At 71.9% G+C, this 14,857-nt stretch carries 14 protein-coding genes and 1 riboswitch; all 14 genes read right to left on the bottom strand.

Translation table 11 applies throughout. The features are described from left to right. Positions 1-43 precede the first annotated feature (43 nt). Complete coding sequence (locus ACFV9J_RS17905) at positions 44-691, bottom strand: ScbR family autoregulator-binding transcription factor (RefSeq protein ID WP_385355278.1); 648 nt, start codon at positions 689-691, stop codon at positions 44-46. A 114-nt stretch (positions 692-805) separates the two neighbouring features. Next, positions 806-1,597, bottom strand: coding sequence for a class I SAM-dependent methyltransferase (locus ACFV9J_RS17900; RefSeq protein WP_385355276.1), 792 nt, complete (start codon positions 1,595-1,597; stop codon positions 806-808). Positions 1,598-1,612: 15 nt separating this feature from the next. Then, a complete protein-coding gene (locus tag ACFV9J_RS17895; RefSeq protein WP_385355274.1) occupies positions 1,613-3,169 on the bottom strand; it encodes an ABC transporter ATP-binding protein in 1,557 nt (518 codons plus the stop codon). Beyond that, positions 3,157-3,987 carry an ABC transporter permease subunit gene (locus tag ACFV9J_RS17890; RefSeq protein WP_385355272.1) on the bottom strand — a complete coding sequence of 277 codons (831 nt, stop codon included), beginning with the start codon at positions 3,985-3,987 and terminating at the stop codon, positions 3,157-3,159. Before ACFV9J_RS17890 ends, ACFV9J_RS17895 begins: the two co-directional genes overlap by 13 nt. Beyond that, positions 3,984-4,928: an ABC transporter permease gene (locus ACFV9J_RS17885; protein ID WP_385355269.1), complete on the bottom strand. Its 945-nt coding sequence runs from the start codon at positions 4,926-4,928 to the stop codon at positions 3,984-3,986. The genes ACFV9J_RS17890 and ACFV9J_RS17885 overlap by 4 nt, the downstream gene beginning before the upstream one ends. Positions 4,929-4,934: 6 nt before the next feature. Then, on the bottom strand, positions 4,935-6,470 hold the full coding sequence (locus ACFV9J_RS17880; protein WP_385355266.1) for an ABC transporter substrate-binding protein: 1,536 nt from the start codon (positions 6,468-6,470) through the stop codon (positions 4,935-4,937). Between the two features lie 177 nt (positions 6,471-6,647). Beyond that, positions 6,648-7,448 carry an ABC transporter ATP-binding protein gene (locus tag ACFV9J_RS17875; protein WP_385355263.1) on the bottom strand — a complete coding sequence of 267 codons (801 nt, stop codon included), beginning with the start codon at positions 7,446-7,448 and terminating at the stop codon, positions 6,648-6,650. Continuing rightward, entirely contained in the window at positions 7,445-8,518 is a 1,074-nt protein-coding gene (locus tag ACFV9J_RS17870; RefSeq protein WP_385355519.1) for a FecCD family ABC transporter permease, read from the bottom strand. The genes ACFV9J_RS17875 and ACFV9J_RS17870 overlap by 4 nt, the downstream gene beginning before the upstream one ends. 35 nt (positions 8,519-8,553) lie before the next feature. After that, the gene (locus ACFV9J_RS17865) at positions 8,554-9,579 is read right to left on the bottom strand and encodes an ABC transporter substrate-binding protein (RefSeq protein ID WP_385355261.1); all 1,026 of its coding nucleotides are present in this window, start codon (positions 9,577-9,579) and stop codon (positions 8,554-8,556) included. A 48-nt stretch (positions 9,580-9,627) separates the two neighbouring features. After that, positions 9,628-9,749: riboswitch (cobalamin riboswitch) on the bottom strand. 88 nt (positions 9,750-9,837) lie between these two features. After that, positions 9,838-10,587, bottom strand: a complete 750-nt coding sequence (locus ACFV9J_RS17860) for a class I SAM-dependent methyltransferase (RefSeq protein ID WP_385355258.1) — start codon at positions 10,585-10,587, stop codon at positions 9,838-9,840. Beyond that, positions 10,556-11,824 (bottom strand): MFS transporter, encoded by a 1,269-nt coding sequence (locus tag ACFV9J_RS17855; RefSeq protein ID WP_385355256.1) that lies wholly within the window; start codon positions 11,822-11,824, stop codon positions 10,556-10,558. Before ACFV9J_RS17855 ends, ACFV9J_RS17860 begins: the two co-directional genes overlap by 32 nt. Next, positions 11,817-13,058 (bottom strand): ATP-grasp domain-containing protein, encoded by a 1,242-nt coding sequence (locus ACFV9J_RS17850; RefSeq protein WP_385355254.1) that lies wholly within the window; start codon positions 13,056-13,058, stop codon positions 11,817-11,819. The genes ACFV9J_RS17855 and ACFV9J_RS17850 overlap by 8 nt, the downstream gene beginning before the upstream one ends. After that, positions 13,055-14,077 (bottom strand): cysteine synthase family protein, encoded by a 1,023-nt coding sequence (locus tag ACFV9J_RS17845; RefSeq protein ID WP_385355251.1) that lies wholly within the window; start codon positions 14,075-14,077, stop codon positions 13,055-13,057. The genes ACFV9J_RS17850 and ACFV9J_RS17845 overlap by 4 nt, the downstream gene beginning before the upstream one ends. Further along, the gene (locus ACFV9J_RS17840) at positions 14,074-14,835 is read right to left on the bottom strand and encodes a hypothetical protein (RefSeq protein WP_385355249.1); all 762 of its coding nucleotides are present in this window, start codon (positions 14,833-14,835) and stop codon (positions 14,074-14,076) included. Before ACFV9J_RS17840 ends, ACFV9J_RS17845 begins: the two co-directional genes overlap by 4 nt. Positions 14,836-14,857: the final 22 nt, after the last annotated feature.

Below are 14,857 nucleotides of genomic sequence, written 5' to 3'. Positions count from 1 at the left end.
CAGAGCACCCGGGGCGGCCGAGGCGGCACGCAGGACCACACCGTCAGGCCGCGCCCGTCTCCTGTTGCAGGCGGGCGGCGAGGGTGACGTAGCGGGCGCGCCGGGTCACCGGGACCATGCCCCGGATCAGGATGTACCACATCTCGGCCAGGCGGCGGGGCTGACGTCCCGCCGGTTCGAGGGTGCCGCCCACGATGCAGGTGCCGACGACGGAGGAGACGAGGGTGTGGGCGACGGAGTCGACGTCGATGTCCTGGTGCACGTCGGACTGCCGTACCGCGTCCAGCAGCCGGGAGGTGGCGATCTCCCGCCACTCGGTGAAGGGGTGCGGCAGGGGCGGCCGCACCGGTACGCCCGCGGTGGCCAGCCGCGTTCCCGCCCGCAGTACCGGCCCTTCCTCGTAGACCCGGGCCATGCCGAACGTGAGGCGCATCAGCGCCTCCAGCGAGGAGTAGCCCCGCCCGTCCAGGTCCTTCGCCAGCCGGCGGAAGGTGCGGGCCTGCATCTCCATGATGGCGTGCGCGAGGTCTTCCTTCGCCGCGAAGTGGAAGTACAGGGCGCCCTTGGTGACCCCGGCGTGGGCGACGATCTCGCTCAGACTGGTCGACTCGTAACCGTGGCGGTCGAACAGGTCGGCCGCCGCACCGACGATCGTCGCGCGGGTCCGTTCGGCGCGTAGCTGCCTCGCCATCGGCTGGACTCTCCCGGGCTGAAACTCAACAGACCGTGTGCCTGTTTTTACCCCCCGTACATGATATCTCACCGACAAACTATCGCGGTGGACGGAGGGGCCGGGACACCGTTTTCAGCGCAGCGCGGCAACCAGTGAGTCGCTCGCCGAGCACCAGATCTGCCGTGCCTCGCCGAAGCCCTGCTCGCGGAGCGTGTCGAGGTGCCACTGGACGGCGGTGGGACGGTCGGGCCGTGCACCCGCGGGCCGGGGTTCGCGTGGGTCGCCGAGCAGGGCGAAGCGGCGGGCCGCCGGTTCCGCGAGGGTGGGGTCGTCGGCGACCCTGCCCCACCAGGCGGCCCAGTCGAGGGCGCCCTCGTCGCGCTGCCGCTGTTGGCGTGCGGTGAGCAGGGCGTTCATCGCCGCGTTGAGGCGAGGCGCGGACTCGTCGTGCATGTGGTCGGCGTTGAGGAACACGCCGCCCTCGCGCAGTAGTCCGGCGAGGGTGCCGTAGAGGCGGCGCAGTGGCTCGGTGTCGAGCCAGTGCAGGGCGGTGGCGGTGACGACGGCGTCAAAGGTGGTGTGGGGGAGGCGTGTTGTCCAGTCGGGGTCGGTGAGATCGGCTTCCGTGAAGGTGACGCGGTCGTCGTCGGCGAAGTGGCCGCGGGCGATGGTCAGCAGGGCCGGGTCGATGTCGACGCAGACGGTGCGGGCGTCGGGGAGCGCGCGCAGGACGCGGGCGGTGATGCTGCCGGTGCCGCAGGCGAGGTCGAGGACGAGCGGGGTGGGACCCGCCACGGCCTCGACGGCGTCGGTCATCACGCGGAAGCGTTCCTCGCGGTCCGGCATGTACCACTCCTGCTGGCGGTCCCAGCTCGTCTGCCACTGCTGCCAGTCGGTGGAGGTGGAGGCGGGGGTGGTCGGCATGGCGGGGTGTTCCCTTCATTGGTGGGTGGCGCCGGCGAGGTTTCGGGACCGCAGGAGCAGGCGGGTGGTGTCGGCGGCGGGAGAGGTCAGGACCGTGGCGGTGTCACCGCTCTCGACCACCCTGCCGGTGTCCAGGACGACCAGGTCGTCGGCGAGTCGCTCGACGAGGCCGAGGTCGTGGCCGATCCACAGCACGGCTGTTCCGCTCTCCTCGCGCAGCCGCGTGATCTCGGCGGTGACCAGGCCGGTGCTGACGGCGTCAAGGGCTGTGGTGATCTCGTCGCAGATCAGGACGTCGGGTTCGGCCAGCAACGCCCGTGCCAGGGCCGCACGTTGCAGTTCACCGCCGGACAGGGAGGCGGCGTGCCGGGTCGTGTGCTCAGAGGTGAGGCCGAGCCGTTCCCACAGCTGCCGGGCCTGCCGTTCGGCCTCGACCGGGGTGAGGCCACGCAGGCGTACGGCGGTGCGGGCGACTTGGCCGAGGACGGTGCGGCGGTCGTCGAAGGAGTTGCGCACCTCCTGCCAGACGTACTGCACGCCGCTGATCTGGCGGGTGGTGCGGCGCCGTAGGACGGGCAGCGGCGCGCCCTGGTGGGTGAGGTGCCCGCGGTGGCGTTCGTGCAGTCCGGCGAGGCAGCGGGCGAGGACGGTCTTGCCGCTGCCGGAAGGACCGACGACCGCCGTGCAGCCGCCTTCGCGTACGCGCACGGTCACGTCGTGCAGGACCTCGCTCCGGTGGCCCGGGTGCAGCCACGCGGTCAGGTTCCGGGCCTCCAGCACGGCCCCGGCCGGCCTTGCGGGTGTGGCCGGCGGCGGGGGAGGGGGCGGTGCCGCAGGGGCGGGGAGGACGTCCTGTGTGGGGCCGGTGGCGGTGACCCGGCCGTGCTTCAGCAGGATCGTACGGGCGGCCACCGCGCGCACCAGGTCGTGGTCGTGGCTGAGCAGGAGCAGGGCGTATCCGTCGGCGGTCAGCCGGGTCAGCTGTTCGGCCAGCCGTAGCCGGGCCACCGTGTCCAGACCGGTGCTGGGCTCGTCGAGGACCAGGACGCGGGGGCCGCAGGCCAGGACCTGGGCGAGGGCGACGCGCTGCCGTTGGCCGCCGGAGAACTGGTGCGGGAAGCGGCGCCGGATGGCCTTGTCGTCGGGCAGCCCGGCGGCGCGCAGGGCGGCGGCGGCGTCGGCCCTGGCGGTCGACCGGTCACAGCTGTCGTCGGCCGGCCGGTGCAGCCGGGCGAGTTCGGTGAGGACCGAGCCGATGCGCCGGGCGGGGTTGAGAGCGTGGGACGGGTGCTGCGGCATGTACGACACGACGCCGCCCCGGACGGTGTGTGCGGTCGCCGTCGGGCCCTCGTCGCCCACCACTTCCACGCCGGCGACCCGTACCGTGCCGCTCAGCCGTACGCCGGGCGCGGCCTCGCCCAGCAGGGCCAGCGCCGCGGTGGTCTTGCCGCTGCCGGAGGGGCCCACCAGGGCGGCCACCTCGCCGGGCAGAACAGCGAAGTCGACCCCGTCCAGGAGTCGGGCCGTGCCCGCGCGGGCGGTGAGTCCGCCGACCTCGATCACCGGCTCCACGCCAGCACCCCCTTCCGGTTCCTCGCCACGCCCGGCAGCAGCCCGTCCGCCAGCAGGTTGACGCCGACCACGAACATCACCAGCAGCAGCGTCGGTGCCAGCACCGCCCACGGCTGCACGAACAGGGCCTCCCGGCTCGCCGCGATCACCACACCCCAGTCCGGCGAGGTCGGGTCGAGGCCGAGACCGAGGAAGTTGGCGGCGGCCACCGTGAACACCGCCCCGCCGACCCGGGTGCCGGCGTCGGCGGCGGCCACCGGAAGCACCGCCCGCCCGACGTGCCCGAACAGGACCCGCGCCGCAGACTCGCCCTGCAACCGCATCGCTTCGGCGACGGGTCCACTGGCCGCGTCCAGCGCCGCCGCCCGCAACAGCCGCGCCACGGCGGGCACGTTCAGCACCGCCACGGCCAGGGTCACCGCGACCGGATGGCCGCGCCAGCCGACCCCGACCACGCTGATCACCAGCAGCGAGGGCAGCGGCAGCAGCAGTTCCACCGGCCGCATCAGCAGATCGTCCAGCCACCGGCTACGGGCAGAAGCCGCCGCCAGGCCGAGTGCGGCGCCCACCGCGACGGCCAGCGCCACCGCGGCACACGCCACGCCCAGCGCGCTCGCCCCGCCCCGCAGTACCAGCGCCAGCACGTCCCGGCCCAACGCGTCCGTGCCGAGGGGATGCCCGTCGCCGAGGGCGTAGGGCATTCCGTCGGAGGCAATGGCGGCGTCCGTCACGAACGGGCCGACGACGGCCGCGGCGACCGGCACCACCAGCAGCAGTGCCCCGACCGCCGCCCGCCGGGTACGTCCACCGGTACTCATCGCAGCACCTCCGTACGGGGAGCCAGGCGGTGGCTGACGAGGTCCGCCGCCAGGTTGAGCAGGCACGCCACGGCGGCCAGGGCCAGGGTGAGTGCCTGCACGGTGGGCACGTCCCGGTTCTGCACCGCCTCGACCAGCGCGGTCGCGGTGCCGGGGACGGCGAACACGGCCTCGACGACGAGTACGCCGCCGAGCAACTGGTCCCCGGTCCGGGCCAGTTCCTGGACGCCGGGCACGGCCGCATTGGGCAGGACGTGCCGCAGCACCAGCCGGGCCGGCGGCACCCCGAGACGGCGGGCCTGCACGGTGTACCCGGCGTTCAGCGCGGTGACCGCCCCGGCGCGGATCTGCCGGGACAGCACGCACACGGTGCGGGCCAGCAGGACCGCCACCGGCAGCACGAACAGCTCCGGACGCTGCCACCACCCGTCGTCGGCGCCCACCCAGGTCGACGGCAGCCACCCCAGCCGCAGCGCGAACACGCCCACGAGCAACAGCGCGAGAACGAAGTCCGGTACGGAGGTGAGCGTCAGGGTCACGGCCGACACGACCCGGTCGGTGCGGCTGCCCGCCCGCAGCCCGGTCAGCAGACCGACGCCTACGGCCAGCGGCACCAGCAGCACGATCGTCACGGCGGACAGCGCGGCCGTCACCGGCACCGAGGACGCCAGTACCCCGCTCACCGGGCCCCCGCCCACCAACGATGTCCCCAGGTCACCGGTGACCAGTCCGTGCGCCCAATCGACGAACCGCTCGACGGCCGGCCGGTCGAGACCCATCTGCTCCCGGAGCTGCGCAACCTGTTCGAGGCCCGCCTGTTCGTTGAAGTCGACGGTCGCGGCGTCACCCGGCAGCAGGTCGGTCAGCAGGAAGACGATGACACTGAGCGCGGCGAGCTGGACGAGTGTCCACCCCGATCGTCGCAGGGCATAGCGCAGCATCCGGCGTCAGGCCAGCCACACCGTGTCGAACCTGGCCCAGTCCACCGTGTTGGGCGGGGCCTCCTTCACCCCCTGGACGCGGTGGGAGACGGCGTTCAGCCACTCGGGATGCCCCCACAGCACGAGACCGCCCCGATCGCGCAGGGTCGTCTGCACCGACCGGTACCGGGCGGTGCGCTCGTCGTCGTCCACGACGGCTCGCGCGGCGGTGAAGGCGTCGTCGAAGTCCTCGTGCTTCCAGGCGCTCTGGTTCTGCGGGGCGTCGGTGAGCAACCGTTCGCTGATGTAGGTGGGGATCGTCATGGCACCGCACCGGTGGTTGGTGACGGTGCCCTTGTCCAGGGCGTCCGTGAAGTACGACTCCGGCGGCCCGTTGACGACCTCCACCTTCAGCCCGGCCTCCCCGGCCTGCTCTGTGAACAGGTGCGCGGCCTGCGCGAATCCGTCGGCGGCGGTGGAGGTGTAGAAGGTGACCTTCTTGTTGTACAGACCGGTGCGCTTGAGGAGCCGGCGAGCCTCCGCCACGTCCCGCTCGCGCTGCTCCAGGCCGTCGGGGTAATAGGTGTAACCCTTGCCGTACAGGTCGTTGCCGATCTCGGCGCGACCCGAGCAGACCACCTCCACCAGCCGCTTCCGGTCCACGAGCAGCTTGACCGCCATCGCCGCGTCCGGCTCGTCGAACGGTGCCCGGTCCGTCTTCAGCGCGAACCCCTGCACCCCGCTGCGCTTGGTGGCCACCACCCGCACCCGGCTGTCATGGGCGACGGTACGGGCGAAGGTGGGTGTCATCTCGTGCGCGAAGTGCACCTCGCCGCTGCGGACGGCAGCGGCACGGGCCTCGCTCTCCGCCGAGAGGATGCGTATCTCGTCCAGGTGCGGGGCGCCGTTCCAGTGGTCGTCGAAGCGGCGGCCGGTGAAGGTGCGCCCGGCGGTGAAGGAGACGAACCGGAACGGGCCGGTGCCGACGGGCTTGGTCGGATCGTCCCAACCGTCGCGGACGATGGGCGTGCCGGTCATCGCGAGCTGGCTGGGCAGTTCGGCGTCGGGCCGGTCGAGGGCGATCTCCACGCTCCGCTTGCCGACCTTGCGGCAGTTGGCCAGGTCGATGTGGGACAGGGAGTTCTTCGCCAGGTGGTCCGCGGCGCTCGGGTCGAGGATGCGGGAGAGGCTGTACAGCACGTCGTCCGCACTGAGCGCGTGCCCGTCGTGGAAACGGGCCTCGCGCAGTTCGAACCGCCACACCCTGGCCTCGTCGTCGCTGGACCAGGCGCGCGCCAGCCGCGGGACCGGCCGCAGGGTCGAGTCCAGCTCCACCAGCTTGTCGAAGACGGCCTTGTGCCGGGCGATGTCCACGAACTGCCGCTGGGCGTGCGGGTCCATGGTCTCCTTCACGCCCGCACCGGGAAACGCCGCGCCCAGCGTCCCGCCCTTCTTCGGTGAGGAGGAACCGGAACCGGCGGACGAGCAACCGGGAAGCAGCAGCCCGGCTCCGGTCGCGGCCGCCGCGGCGAGCACACTCCGGCGAGTGGGGGTGACCGGCATGTGGACGTACCTTCCTGCCTGTTGTGCTTCAGAACCACGCCAGACGCATCCAATCTGCAATTGCAAGTGCTATGCAATAGGGGGCGCTGTGGAACTGATCACCCGGGTCGGGACCCGTCGGCCAACTGGGCGTGCCTCGGTGATCCGTGTCGGCTCAAGGGCCACTGCCTGTGCGCTTCAGCCACGCGGCTCTTCGGGGAGGAACGTGACCTGCGGGGCGCCCGTGCGCGGATGGGTGGCGACTTCGGCCGCCACTCCGTAGACCTCGGCCAGGAGCCGTGGGGTGAGGATCTCGGCGGGCGGTCCGGTGGCGGTGACTTCGCCGGCGTGCAGGACGTAGAGGCGGTCGCAGTAGTAGGCGGCCAGGTTGAGGTCGTGCAGGGCGAGCAGGACGGTGGTGGACAGGCGGCGCAGGGTGCTCAGCACGGACAGTTGGTGGCGGATGTCGAGGTGGTTGGTGGGCTCGTCCAGGACGAGGAGGCTGGGCTGCTGGGCGAGGGCCCGGGCGATGAGGACGCGTTGGCGTTCGCCGCCGGAGAGCCGGTCGAAGGGGCGGTCGGCCAGGTGGACGGCGTCGACCGCGAGGAGTGCGTGGTCGATGAGGCCGGCGTCCTCGGGGGTGTCGCCGGCGAGAAGGCGTTTGTGCGGGGTGCGGCCCATGGCGACGACCTCGCGGACGGCCAGGTCGAAGTCGGCGGCCGAGTCCTGGACCACCGCCGCCACGGTGCGGGCCAGTTGCCGTACCGGCAGCGCCCAGGCGTCGTCCCCGTCGACCCGGACCTGGCCGGTGTCGGGGCGCAGGACGCGGTAGACGGTACGCAGGAGGCTGGACTTCCCGCTGCCGTTGGGGCCGACGAGGCCGATGGTCTCGCCGGGGCGGGCGGTCAGGGAGACGTCGCGCACCAGGTGGCGGGCCCCGGCGGTGAGCGTGACGCCGTCGACGCGCAGTTCGGCCGGGATCGTGTCGGTCGCGGTCATGCCACTCCTCGGTCGGTGCCCCGCCGGGCGTCGCGGCGCATCAGCCACAGGAAGAAGGGCCCGCCGCACAGGGCGGTGAGCACGCCGACGGGTATCTCCATCGGTGCGGCGATGGTCCGTGCGGCGATGTCGGCCCAGATGAGGAAGACCGCTCCGCCCAGTGCCGCCGTCGGCAGGACCCGGCGGTGGTCGCCGCCGACGAACAGGCGCACGATGTGCGGCATCATCAGGCCGACGAAGCCGATCGGCCCGGCCGCCGCGACCAGCACGCCCGTGACGAGGGAGAGCAGGACGAACAGCCGGGCGCGGAAGCGGGCGACGTCCAGCCCCATCGTGCTGGCCGCCTCCTCGCCGGCCAGCAGCAGGTTCAGGTTGCGGGCCTGCACCATGAGGACGCCGACACCGAGCAGCAGGGCCGTGCTCGGCAGCCACAGCGTGCCCCAGTTGACGCCACCGAGGCCGCCGAGGGTCCAGGCGAGGACCGCGCGGGCCTCGTTGCCCCGGTCGGTGGTGAGCAGCAGCAGATCGAGGACCGCGGTGAGCACCGCCGCGATCGCCACCCCGGACAGCACCAGCCGCGACGAGGTGATGCGTCCGCCGGTGCGGGCGGTGGCGTACACGAGCAGGAGCGCGCCCAGGGCGCCCACGAAGGCGGCCACCGACAGGGAGAGGGGCCCGAAGAGGGTGACACCGAACACGATCACCGAGACCGCGCCGAGCGACGCCCCGGAGGAGACGCCGAGCAGGTACGGCTCGGCGAGCGGGTTGCGCACCAGGGCCTGAAGGGCGGTGCCGATCACCGCGAGTCCCGCGCCGGTGACCGCACCGAGCAGCACCCGCGGCGCCCGTACGTCCACCACGATGGTCTCCCGGGCCCGGGACCAGTCCGGCTGCCGCCGGTCGATGCCCAGCGCGTGCGTCACGATGCCCCACACCTGGCCCGGCGGCACGTGCACGGAGCCGATCGCGAGGCCCGCCGTCGCGGAGACGACGAGCAGGGCGGTGAGTACCAGCAGCGTGACGCCGAGCCGCGTACGGCCCGGTCCTGATCCGGTGGACTTCCCCCGCACCGTCCCTTCGGCGGGCGTGCCGGTGGCGGCCTGGGTCACCGGAAGCTCTCGGGGTGCAGTCCGCGGGCCAGGTCGTCGACCGCGTAGGCCGAGCGGATGCCGACCAGGGTGGCGGTCAGCGGCAGGACGACGAACCGCTTGTTCCTGACGGCGGGTACGTCGGCGAGCGCGGGCTGGGAGAGCAGGAACTTCTTCTTCTCCTCGACGCTTTTGGCGCCGGCGTAGTCGTAGACGGCGATGACTTCCGGCCTGCGCTCGACGACCTGCTCCCAGGAGACGTCGCCGAAGACATCGTCCAGGTCGGCGAAGACGTTCTCGCCGCCGGCCAGCCGGATCAGTTCGGTTCCCAGGCTCTTGCCGCCCGCGGTGAAGGCGCTCTTGTCGCCGCTGTCGTAGACGAAGACGGGCACCTGGGGCTCGCCCTTGACGGCGGTGGTGGCCTTGCCGACCCGTGTCCGGAGGTCGGCGACCAGTTCGTCCGCCCGGTCGGGCACGCCGAAGATCTTGCCGATGGTGCGGATCTCGTCGTAGGTGTCCTTCATCGTCACGCGCTTCTTGCCGCAGTACTCGCGGTTGAGGTGGGTGTGGATGCCGGCGTCGGCGAACGCCTTGCGGGAGCGGCCCTCGTTCTCGGCGAAGGCGCTGCCGTAACCGCCGTAGACGAGGTCCGGCTCGGCGTCCAGGATCCGCTCGAACGACGGCTCCTTCTTCGCCAGTTCGGGGACCGACTCGTAGTCCTTCCGCAACTCGGGCAGGACGGCGGAGTCGGGGAAGGCCGTGCCGACCATGCGGTCCTTCAGACCGAGGGCGAGCATGAGTTCCGCCGGGTGCTGATGGATGGTGACCACCCGCGACGGCGGCCTGTCGTACGTCGTCTTCACACCGCAGTTGTCGATCGTGACCGGGAAGCCCGCGGGCACGGCCGCGGTGGCCTGCGCGTCGCCACCGCTCTCGTCGGACGAACCGCAGCCGGTGGCCAGCAGCACGGACGAGAGGGCCACGGCGGTGACCGTGGCACGAAGGAACCCGCGCGTGCGGGCAGGGGTGAACAAAGGGGACACGTGAAGCCTCCTGGAGTCCGCGCTCCTCGGGACGGGCCCGCGACGGACCAGTGTCCTGACTCCCGGATCGACGTTCCCTCCGCCTTCCCGCGCACAGCGCAGTGGCATGTCGGAGGGGCGCTCCCCGGTCACAGTGGCGGGACCGTGCCGGATTCGCACCGGCTTCCTGTCTCCCGTCGCGGCGATGACCAGATGATCCTACGACCCCTGAGCAGGCGGCAAAAGGGCGTGCGGACCCGGCCGCACGCCCTGCCTTCCTCACGCTTCGCGGACCGCCCGAAGGACGAGCCGCTCGGCGTTCGCGTCGTAGGGGCGTCCGTCGAACCCGCCGAAGACCTCCACGCGGCCGAACCCCGCTTCCTCGGCCATCCGCCGCAACTCCACCGCGCTGTACACGAACCATGTCAAGGTGGCCCGCGTCACCCGCTCGCCCCGGACCAGCACCCACTCGCTGCGCAGCCGCGCCCATTCGTCCAGCACGGTGTCGGTCTGCACCATCAGGTCGTCGCCCCGCCGCACCACCTTGGGCGGGGTGACCCTGCGGGCCAGGAGCTCCTTCCCGGCCAGGTCGAGGACGAGCGTGCCGCCCGGGGCGAGGCAGGTGTGCATGGTGCGCAGCACGCGCGCGTTGTCGGCGGGATCCTCGAAGTATCCGAAGGAGGTGAACATGTTGAGGACGACGTCGAAGCCGCCCGGCGCTTCGTACTCGCGGGCGTCGGCCCGGACGTACGTCACCTCGGCACCGGCGTCGGCCGACCGCTTGCGTGCCCGGTCCAGCATGGCCGGGCTCAGATCCACTCCGGTCACGCGGTGCCCGCGGCGTGCGAGCGGGACGGTGAACACCCCCGGCCCGCAGCACAGGTCCAGCACGCGTGATCTCTCGGTCAGGGCGAGCAGGGGAGAGGTGTCGAGGAGTTCCTCGGCCTGCTCGTAGCGCTGCTCGGAGAAGAGGAAGTCGTGGAACTCGGTCCAGAAGTCATCGTCCTGGAATCCGCCCGTCCGTGTCATCGCGGGTCAGTGCTCCTTCGTGGTCGCCGTCGGGGACAGGGCGCCGCGCCGTGCGGCGGCGCAGGGTGAGCAGCAGAGGGGGAAGCAGCAGGCACTGCGCGGCTGCCAGCAGCCAGAACCAGCCGGTGTGTCCGGCCCGTTCGCCGAGGCCGTACACCTGCCCGCCCAGCACGCCGCTCGCGCAGGCGCCCAGGCCCGCGGCCAGCCGCTGCCGGCCGAAGACGACGGCGTCGGAGCGGGGGCTCCGGCGCAGTGCCTCCAGGTCGTTCTTGAGGAACAGCACGATGTCGCCGAGGGTGATCAGCGCGCCGCCCGCCAGCAGCGCCGCCCGGGTACCGGCCGCCAGCACGGCCAGGCCCGCTGCCAGGCCCGTGAACCCGACCGCGAGGGCGAGGGCGTACGGCATGCGCCGGATCAGGCCGGACGCGAGCGGCTGTACGACGACGACCAGCGTGAAACAGAGCAGCAGCACCAGACTGTAGAAGGCGCTGGAAGCGCGCTCGACGGCGTACACCGCCAGGAAGTGCTGGAAGTGGAAGTAGAGGTAAAAGGCCAGCGCGTTGGCGGCGAACGGCAGGAGTGCCACGCCGGCGAGTAGTCCCGGGCGGGCCGTTTGCGTCGATTCGGCGGGGTGCGTCCCGTGGGTCTCCGGTAGCCGTGCGTGTCCTGCCGTGACCGCGAGGAACAGCGTCGTGACGGCTGCGAACAGCCAGCCGGGCGCGGACAGGACGAACGGCCCGGCGATGAGCGGGCCGAGGGCCATCCCGGCGTTGAGTGCCGCGTTGCCCGCCGACAGGAACGCCGGGCGGCGCTGGTCGTCGACGCCGTGTACCAGGTACGCCTTGTTGGCGGGCAGGTAGAGCGCGGCACCGCAGCACGTCAGGACCAGTGCCCAGACGGCGAGGGGCGGCCAGCGCAGGGCCAGCAGGAGCCCGGTGAAACCGGCGGTGCGTACGGCCAGTGCCCACAGCATGGTGCGGCGCAGCCCGATCCGGTCCGCGAGGGCTCCGCCGGCGATGCCGCCGGAGAACTGCACGAGCGATGCCACGGCCAGGACCACGCCGACCGTGCCGAGCCCCATCCCGAGCCGCTCGTGCAGGAACACCGACATGAACGGCAGGACCATGAAGCTGCCGAGGGGGATGAGGAAGGAGCTGAGCAGGAGGAACCGCAGCGGGCCGGTGAGCGGGAACAGCGAGGCCCGCAGGCCCGGTTCCCGGGGGGTGCGTTCACCCACCGGGCGCCTCCCGGCCGGCCGGCTCGGTGCGGACACGCAAGGCGTTGGCAGCGGCCACCGCGCGGTGGGTGGCGAGTTCGGCGGTCTCCGCCTCGGCGTACACGAGGCCCGCGTATCCACGGCTGTCGCCGAGATGCTCCACGAGGTCGCCGGGCTGCTTGGTCGGATACCAGGTGGGTGCTCCCGGCATCTCGGTGAGCCGGTCGAGCCCGGCGACGCCGGTGAACACGCCGGGGGCGGCCGGGTAGCCGAGAACGAAGGCGACGGCCGGACCACCGGGAAGCTCCGCGTCCATGAGACGGGGGCGGCGGCCGAGCGCGGCCTCGATCATCGCCTCGTACACGTTGACGCCGAGGGCCCGGCACATGCCCTCGCCGACCAGGGCGCCGCCGATGCGGGGATTGACCTCCACCACCTCCGGGCCGTCGGCGGTCAGCACGAACTCCACGTGTGCGAACCGGTCGGTGTAGCCGATGGCGGCGAGCACCCGATCGAGCCAACGCTCCAACGACGTCCGCTGCGGGCCCGGCAAGGCGACGGGAAAGGCGGTGATCTCCTCCCGGAAGTGCGGCTCCGGTGACATGAGCCGACTGGAGACGCCCAGCAGCCTGGTGCGACCGGCCCAGGTGAGCGTCTCGGCGCTGTACACCGGGCCGCTGAAATAGGGCTCGGCGAACAACCGCCCCTTCAGGTCCCGACCGGACGCCTCTTCCAGCGCCGCGTCGAGTTCGCCCTCGTCACGGACCAGCCACACGTTTTGGCTCCCGGTGCCCGCCGTGTCCTTGAGCACGAGCGGCAGCCCCGACTCCTTGAGCAGCAGCCCGCGTGCCTCGCGGTCCGGGACGGCGCCTTCGACGGCCCGCGCACGGGTGAGTCCCGCCTCGTGCAGCCTGTTGCGTACGGCGGCCTTGTCCCGGGTCAGCCGCAGGACGGCCGGGTCGGGACCGGGCAGACCGAGGCGATCGGTGAGGGCGGCGCCGGCCAGTGTCCAGGTGTCGGTGGAACTGATCAGGCCGCTCAGTCCCGGGGTGCGCCGGAGCAGCGAGTCGACCCGCTCCACGTCGAAAGTGTCGGTCACGACGACGTCCAGGGCGTCGGTGGGCAGCCGGTCCAGTTCGTAGGCGTAGTAGGCGGGGTCCCGGGTGAGGAGCAGCAGGCGCTCGCCGAGCCGGTCGGCGGCGCGGACCAGCCGGCCGAGGCCGAAGGTCAGTGACTCCAGGCAGGCCACGGTCATGCGGCACTCTCCTTCCACTGCGCCGGGCGGGGAGTGCGCCGCCACGTCGTCCTCGACCAGGGCATGGTCATCTCCTCGGGACCGCGGACCTCGACGGGCTTGAGCGCGACCGGGTCCAGGGCCTCGGCGTGCCGGGCGAACACCCGCTCCACATACCGGTGTCCGGTGTCGGCGCCTATCACCAGGTGCAGTCGGTCGGGGTGGCGGCGGGCCTCGTACGTCGCCGTCAGATAGCCGGCTCCGGTGGACAGCCCGGCGAAGACCGCGTGCTCGCGCAGCAGGGCGACGGCGCCGGACATGGCGTGCGTGAAGTCCAGCCAGTGCACGGTGTCGTAGAGATGGTGGCGGACGTTGTCGAAGACGATGGACGAGCCGATGCCGGCGATGATCGCTTCGGGATCGTGATGGTCCTGGCTGCCGAAGGTGACGCTGCCGAAGGGCTGGACGCCGACCAGACGCACCGAGGGGTCGGTCACGCGCAGGCGTTCCACGATGCCGCCGGTCGAGGCTCCGGACCCCACTCCGCCGACGACGGTCAGCGATGCGTGCGGGAACTGTGCCGCGATCCGGTCGGCCACCTCTTGGTAGCCGAGGTAGTGGATGTCGTCGTGGTACTGGCGCATCCAGTGGTGACCGGGGCGCTCGGCGAGGATCTCGCGCACCCGTCGCACCCTCAGTTCCTGGTCCAGTTTCAGGTTCCGCGACGGTCTGACCTGTTCCACGGTGCAGCCGAGGATCTCCAGTTGGGCCAGGGTGGTGGCGTCGACGGTGGTGGACGCGACGATGTGGCATCGCATGCCGTACCGGTGGCAGGCAAGGGCGAGGGCGTAGGCGTAAATGCCGCTGGAACTGTCGATCAGGGTCTGTCCCGGACGGACGGTGCCCCGCTCCAGCAGATGACGGACGGCGGCGAGGGCCGAGTAGATCTTCATCGACTCGAACCGCAGCAGGACCAGGCCATCGGTGAGCCGGACGAGGTCCGGGGCTTTGAGGGCGTCGGCGATGTGGGGGTGGATCACCCGTAGCCTCCTTGGGCGAAGGTGCACTGGTGGCCGAGCGACTGGAAGAACGCGGAGAGTTCGGACTTGACGTGGGCGCCCGGGCGGGAGGCGAAGAGGTAGCCGGCCAGGCAGCCGGTGTGGGCGACGAAGACGCCGTCGGCGCCGAATCGCTCACGATGGGTTTGCAGACTGCCGAAGGTCGCCTTGGGCAGCACCTCCTGGGACAACGCGGCGCTGACCGTGGCGGCACGGGCGACGGCGGCCGGGTCGCCCGAGTCGAAGCCCTTCAGTAGATCGGTCAGACACCGCTGGTACTCCTCGTCGCGGCGCCGGTAGTGGTCCAGCAGCAGGGGAGTGACGGCGGCGGTGTCCACCGTGCCGGGTTCCGTGACGTAGGCGGTGTGGAAGCCGACGTCCCGGCCCAGTCGCCGCACCACTCGGTGCCGGCCGCTGAGATACAGGGCGAATTCGTCGAGGAAGACACTGTCGGCGCGCTCGATGTCCGTCAGGATGCCGAGGACCACGTCCATGTCGTACGGCAGCGAGAAGACGCGGAACAGGCAGCGCAGTGTCGCCACGATGTCCGCCGTGGAACTGGACATCCCCACCCCTACCGGCAGTTCGGAGTGGGTGCGCCAGTCGCCCGGGGGGAAGGCGAGGCCGTAGTGGTCGAGGAAGAGGCGGGCCGCCGTCGCCGACTTCGCACCCAGGGCCGTCGGACACGGCGGGCCGGTGGCCTTCCTCGGTGTGAAGTACACCCAGGAGTGTCGGTCCACGGGAAAGGACACCACCGCGATC

Source organism: Streptomyces sp. NPDC059906 (assembly GCF_042730645.1).
GTDB lineage: Bacteria > Actinomycetota > Actinomycetes > Streptomycetales > Streptomycetaceae > Streptomyces > Streptomyces rubrogriseus.
The sequence above is the reverse complement of the archived record's forward strand: the minus strand, read 5'-3'. Positions and strand labels throughout refer to the sequence as shown.